The organism is Spongorhabdus nitratireducens (genome assembly GCA_947387575.1).
Taxonomy (GTDB): Bacteria; Pseudomonadota; Gammaproteobacteria; order Pseudomonadales; family Endozoicomonadaceae; genus CANDOC01.
Genome location: CANDOC010000014.1, coordinates 124,114 through 140,725, shown reverse-complemented (window position 1 = coordinate 140,725; position 16,612 = coordinate 124,114). Strand labels below are relative to the sequence as shown.

General features: G+C 49.7%; 16 protein-coding genes. 4 read left to right on the top strand and 12 right to left on the bottom strand.

The genetic code is table 11. The features are described 5' to 3' along the window. Positions 1–476 precede the first annotated feature (476 nt). The 3 genes from ACYZZ0_RS21710 to pssA form a co-directional block, all read right to left on the bottom strand. A complete protein-coding gene (locus ACYZZ0_RS21710; protein ID WP_461538763.1) occupies positions 477–1,052 on the bottom strand; it encodes a protein-methionine-sulfoxide reductase heme-binding subunit MsrQ in 576 nt (191 codons plus the stop codon). A 20-nt stretch (positions 1,053–1,072) separates the two neighbouring features. Continuing rightward, positions 1,073–2,098, bottom strand: coding sequence for a protein-methionine-sulfoxide reductase catalytic subunit MsrP (gene msrP / locus ACYZZ0_RS21705; protein ID WP_461538762.1), 1,026 nt, complete (start codon positions 2,096–2,098; stop codon positions 1,073–1,075). Between the two features lie 103 nt (positions 2,099–2,201). Next, positions 2,202–3,038: a CDP-diacylglycerol--serine O-phosphatidyltransferase gene (pssA, locus tag ACYZZ0_RS21700; protein ID WP_461538761.1), complete on the bottom strand. Its 837-nt coding sequence runs from the start codon at positions 3,036–3,038 to the stop codon at positions 2,202–2,204. Positions 3,039–3,214: 176 nt separating this feature from the next. Here pssA and ACYZZ0_RS21695 point away from each other — a divergent pair, with 176 nt between their 5' ends. Continuing rightward, the gene (locus ACYZZ0_RS21695) at positions 3,215–3,844 is read left to right on the top strand and encodes a histidine phosphatase family protein (protein ID WP_461538760.1); all 630 of its coding nucleotides are present in this window, start codon (positions 3,215–3,217) and stop codon (positions 3,842–3,844) included. Between the two features lie 47 nt (positions 3,845–3,891). Here ACYZZ0_RS21695 and ilvC read toward each other — a convergent pair whose 3' ends face one another. Genes ilvC through ACYZZ0_RS21680 form a run of 3 tightly spaced genes read right to left on the bottom strand, consistent with a single transcriptional unit; the run spans position 3,892 to position 7,177 of the window. Then, on the bottom strand, positions 3,892–4,908 hold the full coding sequence (gene ilvC / locus ACYZZ0_RS21690) for a ketol-acid reductoisomerase (protein WP_461538759.1): 1,017 nt from the start codon (positions 4,906–4,908) through the stop codon (positions 3,892–3,894). Between the two features lie 47 nt (positions 4,909–4,955). Next, complete coding sequence (gene ilvN / locus ACYZZ0_RS21685) at positions 4,956–5,447, bottom strand: acetolactate synthase small subunit (RefSeq protein WP_461538758.1); 492 nt, start codon at positions 5,445–5,447, stop codon at positions 4,956–4,958. Further along, positions 5,447–7,177, bottom strand: a complete 1,731-nt coding sequence (locus ACYZZ0_RS21680) for an acetolactate synthase 3 large subunit (RefSeq protein ID WP_461538757.1) — start codon at positions 7,175–7,177, stop codon at positions 5,447–5,449. The genes ilvN and ACYZZ0_RS21680 overlap by 1 nt, the downstream gene beginning before the upstream one ends. 499 nt (positions 7,178–7,676) lie before the next feature. Between ACYZZ0_RS21680 and ACYZZ0_RS21675 the strand changes: the two genes are divergently transcribed. Further along, a complete protein-coding gene (locus ACYZZ0_RS21675) occupies positions 7,677–8,129 on the top strand; it encodes a DUF4124 domain-containing protein (protein ID WP_461538756.1) in 453 nt (150 codons plus the stop codon). Positions 8,130–8,139: 10 nt separating this feature from the next. Here ACYZZ0_RS21675 and ACYZZ0_RS21670 read toward each other — a convergent pair whose 3' ends face one another. From ACYZZ0_RS21670 to mrcB, 5 genes are all read right to left on the bottom strand, one after another. Beyond that, complete coding sequence (locus tag ACYZZ0_RS21670) at positions 8,140–9,546, bottom strand: aspartate/glutamate racemase family protein (RefSeq protein WP_461538755.1); 1,407 nt, start codon at positions 9,544–9,546, stop codon at positions 8,140–8,142. After that, a complete protein-coding gene (locus ACYZZ0_RS21665; RefSeq protein ID WP_461538754.1) occupies positions 9,547–10,977 on the bottom strand; it encodes an aspartate/glutamate racemase family protein in 1,431 nt (476 codons plus the stop codon). It abuts the gene before it with no gap. Between the two features lie 106 nt (positions 10,978–11,083). Next, positions 11,084–11,413 carry a YqcC family protein gene (locus tag ACYZZ0_RS21660; RefSeq protein ID WP_461538753.1) on the bottom strand — a complete coding sequence of 110 codons (330 nt, stop codon included), beginning with the start codon at positions 11,411–11,413 and terminating at the stop codon, positions 11,084–11,086. Further along, positions 11,403–11,786 carry a tetratricopeptide repeat protein gene (locus tag ACYZZ0_RS21655; protein WP_461538752.1) on the bottom strand — a complete coding sequence of 128 codons (384 nt, stop codon included), beginning with the start codon at positions 11,784–11,786 and terminating at the stop codon, positions 11,403–11,405. The genes ACYZZ0_RS21660 and ACYZZ0_RS21655 overlap by 11 nt, the downstream gene beginning before the upstream one ends. A gap of 31 nt (positions 11,787–11,817) precedes the next feature. Next, complete coding sequence (mrcB, locus tag ACYZZ0_RS21650) at positions 11,818–14,196, bottom strand: penicillin-binding protein 1B (RefSeq protein WP_461538751.1); 2,379 nt, start codon at positions 14,194–14,196, stop codon at positions 11,818–11,820. A gap of 301 nt (positions 14,197–14,497) precedes the next feature. Here mrcB and ACYZZ0_RS21645 point away from each other — a divergent pair, with 301 nt between their 5' ends. Together ACYZZ0_RS21645 and ACYZZ0_RS21640 are read left to right on the top strand one after the other, a co-directional pair. Further along, entirely contained in the window at positions 14,498–15,070 is a 573-nt protein-coding gene (locus tag ACYZZ0_RS21645; RefSeq protein WP_461538750.1) for an AAA family ATPase, read from the top strand. Positions 15,071–15,137: 67 nt separating this feature from the next. Continuing rightward, entirely contained in the window at positions 15,138–15,404 is a 267-nt protein-coding gene (locus ACYZZ0_RS21640; protein ID WP_461538749.1) for a TfoX/Sxy family protein, read from the top strand. A gap of 269 nt (positions 15,405–15,673) precedes the next feature. On the opposite strand, the gene ACYZZ0_RS21635 is transcribed toward ACYZZ0_RS21640, so the two are convergent. After that, positions 15,674–16,603: a ChaN family lipoprotein gene (locus ACYZZ0_RS21635; protein WP_461538748.1), complete on the bottom strand. Its 930-nt coding sequence runs from the start codon at positions 16,601–16,603 to the stop codon at positions 15,674–15,676. Between the last annotated feature and the right edge of the window lie 9 nt (positions 16,604–16,612).

Genomic DNA, 16,612 nt, shown 5'->3' with positions numbered 1-16,612 from the left:
AGTCATTGAATTGATCGAGTGATTATCCAAAGACGAATCTTTGAACAACACTTGCTTCGATGAAAATCTTTTATTCACCCATTACAAGCAAGTGCCCACACGAATTACTTGATTATCTTGTTAAAGAACAGCTTCCGAAGAAGCTTCGCTGATGCTTCAGAGTGCGTCACTCCGTTCAGCGAGGCCGCTATCTTACCGCGACCGTTTTTGTTGTCAAGCACTGTGTTTGGCAGCGCCTGAATCAACACCCGGTCACTTAATGATTCGCTTTGAATCAATCAACATGGCCGGTGATGAGGAATGCATTCTACAAGCTTTCAGCTTTCTGTCAACCAGAGTTGAAACGATTTAAATCTGTTTAACTCTTTCAGGGTTGACCGCTGAGGCCGTTGAAGCGCTCATCAGGAAGCGGCGCATTCTATGCCTTTTCCTGAATAAGTCAACAATTTAAACGACAACAACCAGATAAGAATAGCCTACTTCTTCACCCGCGCCAGCATAAGCAGGGCAAACACTCCGCCATAGTATGCAGCAGATGTGTAATCACTTTTGGTCAGCCAGATTAAATGTACCAGTGAAAGCAAGGCTGCTAAGTACACCAGACGATGAAGCTTCTGCCAGTTCTTTCCCAACAAGCGCATCATTCGCTGAGTAGAGGTCGCTCCCAATACGACCAGAATAAAGAAAGCTGCAAAGCCGACGGTTATATAAGGTCGCTTGACCACATCATCAATCAGATCCGCAAATTGCCAGCCTAATAGAAAGAAGAGGTAACCGACAAAATGCAGTGCGGCATAGAACAGGGCAAACAAACCCACCATCCTGCGATAGCGAATCAGTTTGTTAATGCCGGTTATCCGTCGCAACGGTGTAATCGCCAGAGAGGCCAGCAATAAATAGAAAGCCCACTCGCCAAGAAAGTGCACCACTTCCTTGCCTGGATCAGCACCCAGTGCATTGATGCTGATTTTGTAGCCTAACCATGCCAACGGAAGCAGACATATATTAAAGAGCAGTACTTTTAATACCGACTGAGCTTGCTTTGGATTCATAATGACAACCTCAGCCCGTCTTAAAAGTACATCTTCAGGTTCATGCCTTTATAAAGTGGTGCCACTTCCTCGGCATAACCATTGAACATCCGGGTATCGATTCGCTCGGGATTCCAGAGTGAACTCGGCAGACGCCTTTCACTGGCCTGACTCCAGCGGGGATGACTGACGTCCGGGTTTACGTTGGCATAAAAACCATACTCATGAGGTGCCATCTGATTCCAGGTTGTTCGGGGCTGTTCTTCCAGCAGCCTGATACCCACAATCGACTTGATACTCTTGAAGCCATACTTCCACGGCACAACCAATCGGATCGGAGCACCATTCTGGTTAGGCAAAACCTTGCCATAAAGTCCGACAGCCAAAACAGTCAGTGGGTGCATTGCCTCGTCAATGCGCAACCCTTCCTTATATGGCCACGGCAACGAGCCCAGTCGTGAACGCTGGCCCGGCATCTGTTCGGGATCATGCAGTGTGGTGAATTCGACATACTTCGCCCGTGATGTAGGGTTAAAGCGCTTCAGTAAATCTCCCAGAGAGAAGCCGACCCACGGCACAACCATCGACCAGGCCTCAACACAGCGCAACCGGTAAATCCTGTCTTCAAGGGCATGCGGCTTGAGAATATCTTCGAGGTTATAAGTGCCCGGCTTTTCCACTTCGCCCGATATGGTGACAGACCAGGGATCAGTTATCAGGCTGCCAGCATTCTTGGCCGGATCAGTTTTAGCGGTACCAAATTCATAAAAGTTGCAGTAGTTGGTGACATCAGCCCAGGGAGTCTGTGCTTCATCAGTGGCAAAAGGTCCCGGTTTGCGCTGGTCAATCAACAGCTGTTTCCAGTCGGGGCTACCCGGAGCGGGGATTGCTGAGGCATCGGTCTGGATAACCTTTTCATCAGCGTCAGTGCACCCGGCCAGTACCGAACCGGCAGCCGCCATCAATGCATACTGTCCGGTACGCTTGAGAAACTGACGGCGATTGAGATAGGCAGACTCTGAAGTGATTTCGCTGGAAAGCACCGAAGGTTTGCTTTTTATAATCATGTAGCGTCCCTTGAACAGTAGAAAACGGTTGCAAAGTCACACCTTGCAACCGTTTTACAAAGCGTTTCTTACTCCCTGAAACGCTGAAAAACTGCAAACGGATTCAAACAGTTTCAGTTTTTTTCTTGCGCCAGTCCATCACAGCCAGTATCGGGCCGGATACGGCATAGCCCATAAAGATCGCCAGCAATACCCGTGGCGGATCACTGAACACCACGGCAAATAACAACACAGCAACCAGAATAAAGAAGAACGGTACTCTGGCCTTGAAGTCAATTTTCTTGAAACTGTGATAGCGCACATTACTGACCATCAGAATACCGGACAGAGCGGTCACCAGACCAGCAAACAGCGAAACCCACAACTGACTGCCATCAACCCCTAGATCACTCAGCGCCCAGACCATACCGGCTACCAATGCCGCACCGGACGGACTGGGAAGGCCGATAAAGTAACGAGGATCAGTTGATCCCGCCATGGTATTGAAGCGAGCCAGCCGCAGTGCACCACAGGCGGCATAGATAAAGGCAAGCATCCAGCCTACCTTGCCCATTTCATTCAGAGTCCAGCTAAAAGCCACCAGCGCTGGTGCCAGGCCAAATGAAACTGCATCAGACAAGCTGTCATACTGAGCCCCGAAAGCACTGGCAGTATTGGTCATCCGGGCAACCCGACCATCCAGCCCGTCCAGAATCATGGCGACAAAAATGGCTATGCAGGCACTGCCGAACTGACCGGACATCCCACTAACAATGGCATAAAAGCCACAGAACAATGCCGCAGTAGTAAACAGGTTGGGAAGCAGATAGATTCCCTTGCGTCTTACTTTCTGCCCGCCTTCAGCGACTTCTTCTATATGCTCGCTGACCAGCAGGTTTTCTTCTTCTCTCGGGCTATCGGTATCAGGTTGATCCCGATGTTCTTCATTTATCTGTTTCATTTCCAGCAATTACCACTGTCAAAACCGATCCATTATAACCTTGAAGGCCAAAAAAGCATTCGCCCCCAAACCCTGTATTCCGGAACCAGAGAGGTATGGCTGCTCTCTAATCAGCTCGGTCTATGCTGAAAGAAGAGACAATGAAAATAACGACAGGCTTCAGGCTACTCCTCCTTATGACCACAATACTGCCTCTGGATTCACTGCCAGCTCAACCGGTCGCTGTGTTGATTCGCCATGCTGAAGGGCTGCACAACGTCGAGCGCTTCTACAGCAGCAACCCGAGCCACCCGAACTACAAGCCAGCACCTTTAACTCCAAAAGGCCGACAGCAGGCCAGTGACTTGGGTGCTTTATTAAAGAGTCAGTATCAAATCAGCCAAAGCGACATTCTGGCTGTCATCTGCTCCCCTTTGCCTCGGGCACAACAAACAGCCGAGCTATTGCTCTCCCATTTTCATCTGAATAAAGAGCAAATTGCTACGGAACCCGGAATTATTGAAACCCAGCTTGGAGAGCGGGAAGGTAAAAACCATGATCAGTATCAGGAGAAGGATTTCTGGTTTCCTGCCAGTCCGGAATCTTTCGGTGCTGAAACCAATGAAGCGGTGACCCAAAGAATGCTTCAAGTCTGGAACCAGACTGCTGCCCAATATCAGGGGAAGTCAGGTTATGTTCTCTTTATCTCTCATGGCTCGCCTCTGTTTCTGCTGATTGAAGCACTTGAAGGGCAAGGAGTACGTTTCCAGAAAGCCGGACATAAAATACTTCCGCTAAAACCGTTTTCAACGGAACAGGAGCCATAAAAAAAGCCCGGCAATGCCGGGCTTTTTCAGAACAGAGAAGCTAAAAATCAGTTCTTCTCTTTATCCACCAGCTTGTTAGCTGCAATCCATGGCATCATCTCACGCAGCTCGGCACCCACCTTCTCGATCGGATGCGCCGCATTATTACGACGATACGCAGTCATGGATGGGTAGTTGGTTGCACCTTCAGTGATAAACATCTTGGCGTATTCGCCATTCTGAATCCGCTTCAAGGCATTGCGCATGGCAGCCCGGGACTCATCGTTGATCACTTCAGGACCGGTAACATACTCACCATACTCCGCATTGTTGGAGATGGAGTAGTTCATGTTGGCAATGCCGCCCTCGTACATCAGGTCAACGATAAGCTTCAGCTCGTGCAGACACTCGAAGTAGGCCATTTCCGGTGCATAACCGGCTTCGGTCAGGGTTTCGAAACCGGCTTTAACCAGTTCAACTGCACCACCACACAGAACAGCCTGCTCACCGAACAGGTCAGTTTCGGTTTCATCCTTGAAGGTAGTTTCGATGATACCGGTACGACCGCCACCTACGCCTGAAGCATAAGACAGCGCAACCTGCTTGGCAGAACCGGTCGCATCCTGATAGATAGCGATCAGATCCGGGATACCGCCACCTTTGACAAACTCACTGCGAACAGTGTGGCCCGGTGCTTTCGGCGCGATCATGATGACATCCAGATCCTTGCGCGGCACGATCTGGTTGTAGTGGATGGCAAAACCGTGAGCGAAAGCCAGGGTTGCGCCTTCACGCAGGTTGGGCTCGATCTCTTTCTTGTAGAGTTCACTCTGGAATTCATCCGGAGTCAGAATCATAACCAGGTCTGCCTGAGCAACGGCAGCAGCAACTTCTTTAACCTGCAGGTCAGCCGCTTCAGCCTTGGCCCAGGAAGAAGAACCCTGACGCAGTGCAACAGTAACGTCGACACCGGAGTCTTTCAGGTTGTTGGCATGGGCATGGCCCTGGGAACCGTAACCAACGATGGTTACTTTTTTGTTCTGGATAACGGACAGATCACAATCTTTATCGTAATAAACCTGCATGGTACTTCCCTTATTTAAAATAAAATTATTCTTGTCGGGTCAGGTACTCAGAGACTGAGTACCTTCTCACCACGGGCCATGCCCGTTACGCCACTACGTACAACTTCCAGCACGGAAGCAGCACCAATGGCTTCAATAAAAGCATCCAGCTTGTCACTGGTTCCGGTCAGCTGAATGGTATACACCGAGCTGGTGACGTCGACGATCTGGCCACGGAAGATATCAGCCGAGCGTTTGACTTCAGCCCGCATCGCGCCGCTGGCACGCACCTTGATCAGCATCAGCTCACGTTCAACATGAGTGCCTTCAGTCAGGTCCACCAGCTTGACCACATCAATCAGCTTGTTCAGCTGTTTGGTAATCTGCTCGATCACCTGTGGCTTGCCTGCGGTGGTAATGGTCAACCGGGACAGGGTCGCATCTTCGGTCGGAGCAACCGTCAGGGTCTCAATGTTGTAGTTCCGCTGGGAAAACAGACCGACAATACGGGACAAGGCACCCGGCTCGTTTTCAACCAGTACTGAAATAATCCGCCGCATCAGGTCCGCTCCGTTTTACTCAACCACATGTCCCGCATGGAACCATCTTTAATATGCATGGGATACACATGCTCGCCGGGATCAACATTAACGTCGAGGAACACCAGTCGGTCTTTCAGGGCAAAGGCCCGTTCCAGCGCAGGCCGCAGTTCTTCCGGACGTTCCACCCGAATACCCACATGGCCGTACGACTCAACCAGTTTGACGAAATCAGGCAGTGACTCCATATAGGAGTGAGAGTAACGGCTGTTGTACTGCATATCCTGCCACTGCCGTACCATGCCCAATGCCTGGTTGTTCAGGTTGATAATTTTGACGCCCAGATCGTACTGCAGACAGGTCGACAGTTCCTGAATATTCATCTGGATACTGCCTTCACCGGTCACACAGGCGACGGGAGAATCAGGGAAAGAGAGCTTGACGCCCATTGCCGCCGGGAAGCCGAAGCCCATAGTCCCCAGCCCACCTGAGTTGATCCAGCGATTCGGCTTGTCAAAACGGAAGTACTGGGCAGCAAACATCTGATGCTGACCCACATCGGAAGTAATAAACGGGTCAGAATCCCGGGTTACTTCATACAGGGTTTCGATAACCTGCTGCGGCTTGATGGTCTCGCCATTGCCCCGGTCATAGCCAAACAGACCACCGCGGCTTTCACGCCAGTCATCAATCTGCTTCCACCAGTTACCGAGTGCATCCTGATCCGGCAGTCTGCCGGAGTCTTCAACCATCCGGTTCATCTCTTCCAGCACCGGAGCCACCGGACCCACAATCGGAACATCCGCGGTAACAGTCTTGGATATGCTGGCCGGATCAATATCAATGTGAATGATCTTGGCTGAAGGACAGAATTTCTCGGTACTGTTGGTTACCCGGTCATCAAAACGGGCACCGACGGCCAGAATCAGATCACTGTGGTGCATCGCCAGATTGGCAGCATAACTGCCGTGCATTCCCGGCATACCGAGGAACTGGCGATCACTGCCCGGATAGGCACCCAGTCCCATCAGGGTATTGGTTACCGGCATATTGAGCTTCTTGGCCAGTCGAGTCAGTTGCTCAGAGGCATGGCCCAGAATGACACCACCACCACTGTAGATCACCGGACGACGAGCCTTGAGTAGTAACTCAACTGCTTTACGGGTCTGACCGGTATGACCTTTCTGAGGTGGGTTATAGGAACGAATCTTTACCTTCTCGGGGTATTTGTACTCGTATTTGTCGTTGATGTTGGTGATATCTTTGGGCAGATCAACGACCACAGGACCCGGACGACCGGTCTGTGCCAGATAGAAAGCCTTGCGGATGGTTTCCGGAATATCCTCGGCTTTTTTTACCAGGAAGCTGTGCTTAACAATCGGACGGGAGACGCCGATCATATCGGTTTCCTGAAACATATCAGTACCGATAAAGTCGGACGGTACCTGCCCGGACAGGATTACCATGGGGATGGAATCCATATAGGCCGTCGCAATACCGGTAATGGTATTGGTTGCTCCCGGACCGGATGTCACCAGCACCACACCGGGCTTGCCGGTTGCACGTGCATAGCCGTCAGCCATATGGGTTGCGGCCTGTTCGTGGCGCACCAGAATATGAGTCACCTTGTCCTGACGGAACAGGGCATCATAAACATGCAGCAGGGCTCCTCCCGGATACCCGTAAATATACTCAACTCCTTCATCGGCTAATGAGCGAACCACCATGTCCGCACCAGATAAAAGCTCCACGTGTGCACCCTCATTTATTCGCTCAGCCCTGACAGCAGGTATCTAAAGACAGTTCACCTGCTGCAATCAAGGTCAGATCACAAACTCTGAAACTAGTTGGCAAAAATATATGAGAACAAGATGTACGACCGACGGCGGTCATATTGCTTTGCTAGCAGTTGCCGTTTCGAACATACAACTATTCACAAGTGGTCTTTAGTTGTGGAAAGACCTGTTCATCCCGTTGCCTGGTGGGCTGTTGGAATGCTTGCCAGCCATGCGTATCGCTCTGCTGACCTGATTATCATTGTTCTGTCGTGAACAACTGCTGACCTACCCGGGGTCATGCAATTCTCACTGTTGGCTGTTGGTAATATCTTATGGAATTACGCTTCCGGCGTTTGCATTGTTGACATTTAGCCAAAGCGAGTCAATACATTTTCCGGCACAAATTGCGGGTTACACCTACATAACACCTGTATTGCTCATATAATGAATATAAAAGCCATGAATAATGCCGATGCCGCGCTATTTTTTAATTTTCACAATCACCGCCAAGTTGCTGGTTTGCAGTTCATTTCTGTCAGCAGAAATTCTGTACAAATGGAATGACAAGGATGGGATAACACACTTTGGTGCACACCCGCCAACTGAAGCTATCAATATTGAAACTGTAGAAATTGAAGATACTCCCGGTGACACCGAGGCTAAGAGCTGGCAAACCATAAGACAGGAGCAGCAAGCTTCAGATAAAGCTGCACAAGATGCTACCTCGCTTGATCAGGCACTTGATGCTGCCAGAAAAGATAAGAATGCACTCTGCCAGCAAGCTAAACAGGCGCGCATTGATCTGGAGAGCCGCCACAGAGTCAGACTGCAGCAGGAAGATGGCAGCTATCGTGTATTAAGTCAGGAAGAAAAAGAGGCGCAGATCAAACAGGCAGAAGAAGCTATCGCAGAATATTGTGGATAGGCACCTGTGATTAACTTCTCACCATAGGGTGACCTTGCCCCTGAAGCAGGATCTCGGAAAAGATTTTGGCAAACTCGGTCTCGGTATCGACAGCCTTTACGCCAAACTCCTGCTCCAGCTTCTTCATGTATTCAGGACCAAGCGCCATCGGTAATTCTGTGCAGCCCAGAAGAACATGGCTGACCTTTTTGTTCTGCTTTCTGGCATTCTCTATCTGACGTCTGGTCAACTCATACAAGCGCTCTTTTTCTGAAGTATCACCCTTGGCCTTGGTGGCATTGATAATATCCTGCAACTCAGCCTGCTCCTGCTCAGAGGATATCGGTAATGCTTTGACACCTTTTCTGTTAAGGGCCAGAGGATAGAGCTTCTTGTCATAGGCCTGCTTGGTTCCCAGCACGAGGACTCCGGTTGGTTTAGGATTCTCATCGTGTATTTTCTGGCATAAGTGATTCACCGTATGCTTAGCCTGCCAGAGTCCCAGCTGCCTTATTTTATTGAAATTCACATGAGCTGTATTACAGGCAACAACGTAAGCCTCATGATTCCGGTTGGCAAAACGCTTGATATTGGCCAGGTACTCCGGTCCATCAACAATTTTTTCCTGAGCATCCCGAGGCGGTGGACAGGAAAAGACATTTACCCGTAAATGCTCGGTTGAGAAATCCACGTTCTTCAGATTACTGAACGTTTTTCGAGTGATCTCTGCATCGGAAAGCGGTCCAACACCTCCAAGGATGCCCAGAGAGCAGGCCACACCTTCCTGACGGGCTTTGGAACCAATAATATTCAGATCTATCGTCGGTCTGTGACTTTCTTTTGGTAATCGTTGGGCAATTGCGTGCTGCAGGGCGCAATAGTAATCAACCTGATCAGGATCCAGCTCCAGAGGTAAAACTTCCTGACAGTAGTTGTTCCCTTCCAGAATACTGTTCTTGTTCAGTAAATCATTAGCCCAGGCCACAGGATTTTCCCCGGGCTTTGGCTTCATACGCTGAAGCAGGTCACTGACACAGCCTATTTTTTGTTCCAGTATGCCGGTGAGAACGCCACTACGCTGAAGATCAGTCTGACCTTTAAGGAGTATTCTGCGCTGGGTAGGGGTGAGGTCAAACTGCTTTGCGAGGTGCTGAACATTGATGGCTACGGTCTTGCTGCGCCCGCCGACCATATTGATTTTAATATTTCTGTATCTGACTTTTCCGAGGGTAACAAGCGAAAAAAAAATTCGGCTCAGCCGGCTTTTGGGTTTATGGCAGCGTACAGAGTAGAAATCAGGCAGTTCATGTAATTTAAGTTTTCGAACACTCCGGCCATTCAAAAAGCAGGTCGTGTTGACACCTTTGCCCGGTTGCATCCCGGGAATCTGAGCATCAACAAATGTCTTGCCTGTTGTGGTGACCGGAGCAGCGGGCATTTATAACAGTCTCCCCATTCCCTTCAGGTCACCACTTTTGTTACGCAACATTGTTGCATAAGCTCTGGCAAATACCGCTTCGGTATCAACGATTTTGACACCTGTATCCTTTTCCAATTTCCGCATGCCTTCTTCTCCCAGTGCCATAGGGAGCTCTGTGCAGCCAAGCAGGACGTGACTTACCTTTTCTCCAGACTGCTTTTTGTATTCATCAATCTGCTTTACAGCAAACTGATAAAGCTTCTCACGCTCTGAGTCATTACCCGCTCGTTTCGTGCGATCGATGATTTTTTGCAGATCCTCCTGCTTTCCGGCTGGTTGAACTCGTACCGGCTTCACTCCCATTATTTGAAGCTGTTTGGGATACATATCTTTGCTATAAGCCATCGAGGTGCCCAGAACCAGCACACCTTCCGGGTTATCCCTCTGAATCTGGCCAGCAACCTCAGCTACCATGTTATGCATTCTGTCACCGAATCCCATGGCTTCTTTAAGCATATTGAGATTCACATGAGCAGTATTGCTGGCTACAACATAAGCACCCAGCTCTTTTCGGCTGGAAAACCGCTGCATATTCAAACCGTAGTCAGCCAGTGACTTGGCCATTTCTGATTTGGTACGGGGAGGAGGACAAGAAAAGACGTTAACCTGAACATGCTCTGCTTGCTCAGGTGTGAGGTTTTCAAACGTTTGCTGAACAATCACAGAGTCTGAAATAGGCCCCACTCCGCCCAATACACCCAGTGAAAACTTGGCGCCTTGTGCCTGAACTTTTGAGCCCTTGATTGTCAGGTCGATGGTGGGGCGATGGCTTTCCTGGGGCAGCCGTTTGGCTATAGCTTTCTGGAGATCATGATAATAGCCAGCCTGATCGGGGCTTAGCTCCAGAGTGATACACTGCTGGCAATAATTATTGCCTGCATAAATAGCGTGATCTCTGAGTACCCTGCTGGTCCAGTCGGCAGAGCTTTCATTTTTCATCGGTTTGGCACTTTCAACAAGTGCCCGCTCGGTACGAATTTTTTGTTCCAGAATACCGGCCAGTACTTTTGTTCTTTCATCTGCAGTCTTTGTTCTCAGTAATGCTTCCCTCTGAGTTGGTTCCAGCTTGTACTGCTTTCCCAGCTTGGTGATATTAACCGCAACCTTCACCATGCCCTGCCCATCGCCCATATTCACTTTGATATTGCGATATCGAACACGACCTAATGAAAACAGAGAGGTCATAAACCTTGTGAAGCGGCTCTTGGCTTTATGGCAGTGAATATCATAGGAATGCATCAAGCCTCTTGGCTGAATCCTTCTGACGGATCGCCGGCTGGAAAAGCATGTAGCCTGAATATCACTGCCATCACCGCCGGGTATTGAAGCGGAGTCAGCAACTTTGGTATGTGCAAACTGGCTGGAAACTAGTGGAATAGAATGTGCCATTTTAGCGCTGCTTCTAAGGGTACCTGTTCTGTCTAGTCATCGGCTTGCACCGGACTGACATTAGGTTCTTTAAAAGCAGCTATCAGCAGGAGGGGCAGGGGCTGGCTTATTGCAGGGACTCGTCAACACCTTTTACAGCTTTCAACAACCCGGCAGAGTCATCCATTACCTGAAGTTTGAAGGATTCTTCAGCATAAGGGGTCATATCACAGCCTTGTGGCAGCGGAGCACCGGCATCCAGCAGTGCCTGCATTCGGGGTAGAAATATCCACTGCAGCCACTGGGTAAATGTCATGGTATCGACACAAAAAGGTGTAGTACTGCTCATTGCTTCTGGAGAAGGCGGCACCCCTTCCCACAAGTTACGCTGTTTCAGCGCCTGCTCAAGTTGCTGCAGACTTTTGGTTACGGCCAGTTTTCTGGTTTCAGGTGTCATCACGGTTAATCTTGTCCAGTAATATCTCGAACTGTTCACGCTGGGCCGGGCTGCGGGAAAGACTGATTCCTCTTCTAGCCAGTTGCTCAGCTTCCTGAAGCCGTTGCTGTTCGAAACGGGTCCAGGCCATTTGTTGATAAATCAGAGGTTCATTGGGGGCAATCCGCAAGGCGCGTTCCAGAGTATATATGGCCTCCCGGTACAATCCTTCCTGTCGCTGGGTGCTGGCCTGTTGCACCAGAGCCGTGATTGCAGCAGAGGCCTCAATATTTTCCCGGCCGGGCCAGCTGTCTGCCTGTTGTACCTGAATCTGGCTGGCACACCCGGTCAACACCAGAGCCATCAAGATAAGACCCGTCTTGATCAAGCGCATGATTTAATAATTCCATCAAATCGAGCCTGAATCAGGATTGAAACCAGGCTTTGAATTTATCCAGTAAAGATTCTTTCTTGTCCGCAGCTGGCGGTGAAACCTCGGGTTTACTCCTGATTCCGGTGCCACAGCGACGACTGCTACCCGCAGGCTCAGTACCCGCAACGTAAGGAAGACGTACGGTATTATCACACATCTTCCGGCCTTTAAGGCCGTTGGATCTATCGATCCATGTCCACCGGATTCGTTCACCTAACGGTTCATGCAATGAGCGCGGCGCAACCCGCTGCATAAAATTACCCCATACTCTCAGCGCGCCACTACTACCGGTCAAATGCGTTGGTGTATTGTCATCATTGCCAACCCAGACAACTGCCAGCAGGTCATCAGAAAAACCGGCAAACCAGCTGTCCCGCTGGTCGTTAGTTGTTCCGGTTTTACCGGCAACACGAATAGCAGGATCCAGCTGGCGATACACCCCGCGACCGGTACCTTCTTTCATAACACCGGTCATGGCATGGCGAACCAGCGCCATCGGTTCATCCGCTACAACCTGGGTAATCTCAAGTGCATAACGTTTCAGCGTTTCACCCTGAGCATTAACAACAGCACGAATCGCCCGGGGCTGTGCCCTGAAGCCACCGGTCGCAAAGGTTTGATACATCGCCGTCATTTCCAACGGAGATAGTGCTGATGATCCCAGTAACACCGATGGATAGGCGGGAATGCTGGCATTCAGGCCCAGGGTTTGGAATGTTGCCAGAACATTATCAAGACCCAGCTGCATTCCAAGTCTGGCCGCTGCCTGGTTATAGGATTTCAGCAGCGCATCATACAGCAAGACATTGCCATGCGACTTTTTGTCATAGTTGCGGGGCTTCCAGCTTTCTTTCGTTCCTTGCACTTCCACCGGCGCATCACTGATTATCGAACCGAGGGTATAACCCTGTTGCAACGCAGTCAGGTAAATCGCCGGTTTCAGCAGCGATCCTACCGGTCTTCGAGCTTCTATAGCCCGGTTAAAGCCTGCATAACCGGATTGACGATCTCCAACCACAGCCAGCACATCACCGGTCTGGGCAGAAGTAACAACCATTGCACCCTGCAGTCGTGGTTTACCCTTGCGATCCAGCTGTTGCAGCGCGCCAGACATACTGGTTTGCGCCTGTCGTTGCAGCAGCGGATCCATATGGGTGAAGATTCTCAATCCTTCAGAAGTCAGATCCTGATTATCATAATCCTGCCGTAGCTGCTGTTTGACTAGATCGAGGTAAGCCGGGAAAGCATTACCATCGAGTTGCGCCCTCGAGACCACTCCCAACGGCAAGCGCTTTGAGCGCTCTGCTTCAGCTTTGGGTACCAGCCCTTCGCTGACCATAACGTCCAGTACCAGATTACGACGTGCGCGCGCCCGCTGTGGATAACGGCGGGGGTTATAGTAAGACGGGCCTTTGACTATCCCGACCAAAAGAGCTGTACGGGCAAGATCCAGCTCCTGCAAAGGCTGGGAGAAATAAAACTGACTGGCCAATCCGAAACCGTGAATAGCTCGTCGTCCCTGCTGCCCCAGATAAATTTCATTCAGGTAGGTTTCAAGGATCTCGTCTTTGTCATAACGCAGATCGAGCGCAATAGACATCAGGGCTTCCTTGGCTTTGCGCGTTAAAGTGCGCTCATTGCTCAAATAGAAGCTTTTCACCAGCTGTTGAGTAAGAGTACTCCCACCCTGCACCACGCCACCGGCCTGAAGGTTTACCCAGAAAGCACGGGCAATGCCACTCACCGACAGCCCGAAGTGGTCATAAAAGTCTCGATCTTCTACCGCCAGCAATCCCGGTATCAGGTACTTCGGTGTTTGTTCTGACCGTATCAGAAGCCGGTCTTCGTAACTTGAGGGATAGATACCACCAATCAGCTGTGGATCGAGTCTTAACAAAGGCAACACTGATCCACGATGATCCCGCAAACTGGTTACCTTATCTCCTGCAATGCGCACTTTTGCCTTGCGAGGCTCTTCATCTCCGTCAGGAAAATGAAAGCCGCGGGAATAAATTACATAACCGTTACCTTGACGTGAAAAAGTACCGGGCCGACGTACATTGCTTACGGCCTGATAACCCTGTTGCTTCAGTTGCTTCTGCAGCTTGTCCGGATCGATCTGACGTCCTTCATACAATTCCAGCGGGCTGGCATACACCTTGGCCGGGATCTGCCATTTTCTGCCATCAAATTTTTCCGTGATGATGGCATCAACCCAGGCCAGCAGCATCATCAATACCGCCAATCCGGTAATAGCCAGCTTAATCAGGGTTGAGCGGAAACGATGAAAGAATGAGGGTTTGGCTGCCTTGCCGAAGCGTTTACGGGAAGTTGTCTTGTTCTTTTTCGATCGTGTCGGTTTGCGCGTCATAGCAAGATGTTTTCCATGGCAACCAGAGCACCTGTCTCCGTATCAGCGCCTTGTCAGGACAGCCTGCCATTTTGGCCTGTGGATAGATCAGGACTGAAGTGCTGAACTTTTATCATCAGCAAAAATCATACACTGCATGAGCTGGCACAAAAACACCATCAGGAGCTGTCACCATGGATGTTCTGTTATCCTTCATATAGCTTTCATCTTTTCCATACCTTTGATGGCCGATAACCCTGCTGTGAGCTCACAACATTCAACCCCGGAACAACAACTTTTATCTTCTCAGGAGAAAATACCTTTGGGCAGGAAGGATCCCTTCATTGTGATCATGCATGGTGTTTCCGGATCCGGGAAAAGTACTTTGGCCCGCTGGCTAGCAGAGGAAACCGGCGCTATCTGGATTTCGTCAGATATAGAACGCAAACAGCTCTTTGGACTGCAGCCAGAAGAAAGCAGTTCTGAACGTGGCTTGGATATTTATACCTTTCAAGCCAACAGAAAAACTTTCCACCATATAGAAAAAATGGCCGGCAAACATCTGGCTGCCGGTAACTCAATCATCCTTGACGCCACATTTCTTAAAGCTGTATTTCGTAAACCCTTTATCAGGCTGGCTGAAGTTCATCAGGTCAACCCTGTCATACTCTCCTGTAGTACCTCTACTGAATGCCTGATTGAACGAGTAACAGAACGAAAATCACAGGGTATTGATCCATCTGAAGCCGACGCATCTGTTGTCAGGGCTCAGTTAAAACAAATTCGGCCGATACCGGTTTCAGAGGGGCTTGTTGTTCATATTGATACCCAAAGGCCGTTTTCCGAACAACAACAGCTGGCTCTCGATGGAATCCGACAGGCCATGAACTTATAGGGCATTGTTCGGTAGCGGAAGCTGAACCTCATAGTAAAGGCACATTAAAGAGTAACAAGGGAATGTTATGCCAACTGATTTGATTGAACTGCAAAACCTTGGAAAAACTTCAGTTCAGTGGTTGAATGCGGTAGGCATCCGTACTCTGGAGCAACTGAAAGAAGCGGGCACAGTTGCAGTGTACAAGAAAGTCAAAGCCCGGGGCTTCAAGGTATCAAGAGTGCTGCTTTATGCGCTGGAAGGTGCTCAGCTGGGATTACACTGGAATGATGTTCCTGCAGCAAGAAAGCAGGAGTTACTGGAACAGGTTGAAGGTCCTGGTTCGCAGTTGTAAGGTTGCCTGAAAACTACCTGCAAAAAAGTTTAATAATTTTTTGCAAAGCTTTTTATTTGTACTAGATTTTCTAGCTGATCAAAAAATGATCAATTTTTAAAACCCCCTTTCCAGAATGCCTGCCACCCTGAATTCAAGAGTTAGGCACAGCCTTATCCACAGTTTTTGTGGATAAAAAACATCGCATACAAACTGTGCATAACCTTAATTTATCCTTTTAGATCAAGGGGATAAAAATGCACACGAGTTATCCCCAAGTATCAACATTATTAACCTTTCGGTTTTCCACACAGTTCAATATTGCGCTCTACCGCGGGGGTTACCCAGACAACATCATACTGACTGTCAGACACCGTGGACTGTTCTTCTTCCGCATCATCCTGCTCGACGAAACCGAGGGAAATAACTTTCTTTCCGGGAGCCATTTCTGCCAGATAGCGGGGAACACCCAGATCATTCCGGGTATGCCAGTTACCTGCTAGCAGCAGTGCACCGGTCTTCGCCTGCAACAGACTTGCCGCCATGGCATCATCCCTTGCCCGCTGAATCATAACCATTGAGTTGATACGATCCGCAGGAATATTGCCGCAGTGAGACTCAACAATACGCTCCCGGGTCAGCTCCAGCGCTGCCTTGTTCAGTACATCCGGAATCTGCACGGCATCAGGCTGGCGATATATCGCCATTAACTGATCACGTTCCAGATTGGCAGTCTTCAGAGGAATACCCTGAGCGACAACATGAGAAATGATCGGGCCGTAAAACTTCCACTCCCAACGTTCAGACCAATTCAGTATCTTGCGGATTTTATCCACATCCTGAGAGCGCTCGGCGACAACAGTGTCGGCACCTTCCTGCTGGGCCGGGGTCATCATTTCCATGCTCAACTGCTTTAGCCAGCCCGCTTTTTGCAGATCTTTGACAATCGCCAGCTGGCGATCATGGTGCCAGCTGTTGTCATGGTTTTCACCCAACAGAATGTAGTCAGCCTGCTGCAGCTTGCTGAGCAACTGACCGTAATCCAGTGTTTTACCACTGGCAGTTTCAACAATGTCTTCTCCCTGAAAAGAAGCAGACCGGGGTTCAGCTTGCTGCTTTAAATTTCCGGTACAACCGGTCAGCAACACAACAGCAGCCAACGAAGCCAGCCAGCGTTTCTTGATCGAGAGACAGATAGCGGGACCAATCGTTAGTTTCATTCCTGTTCC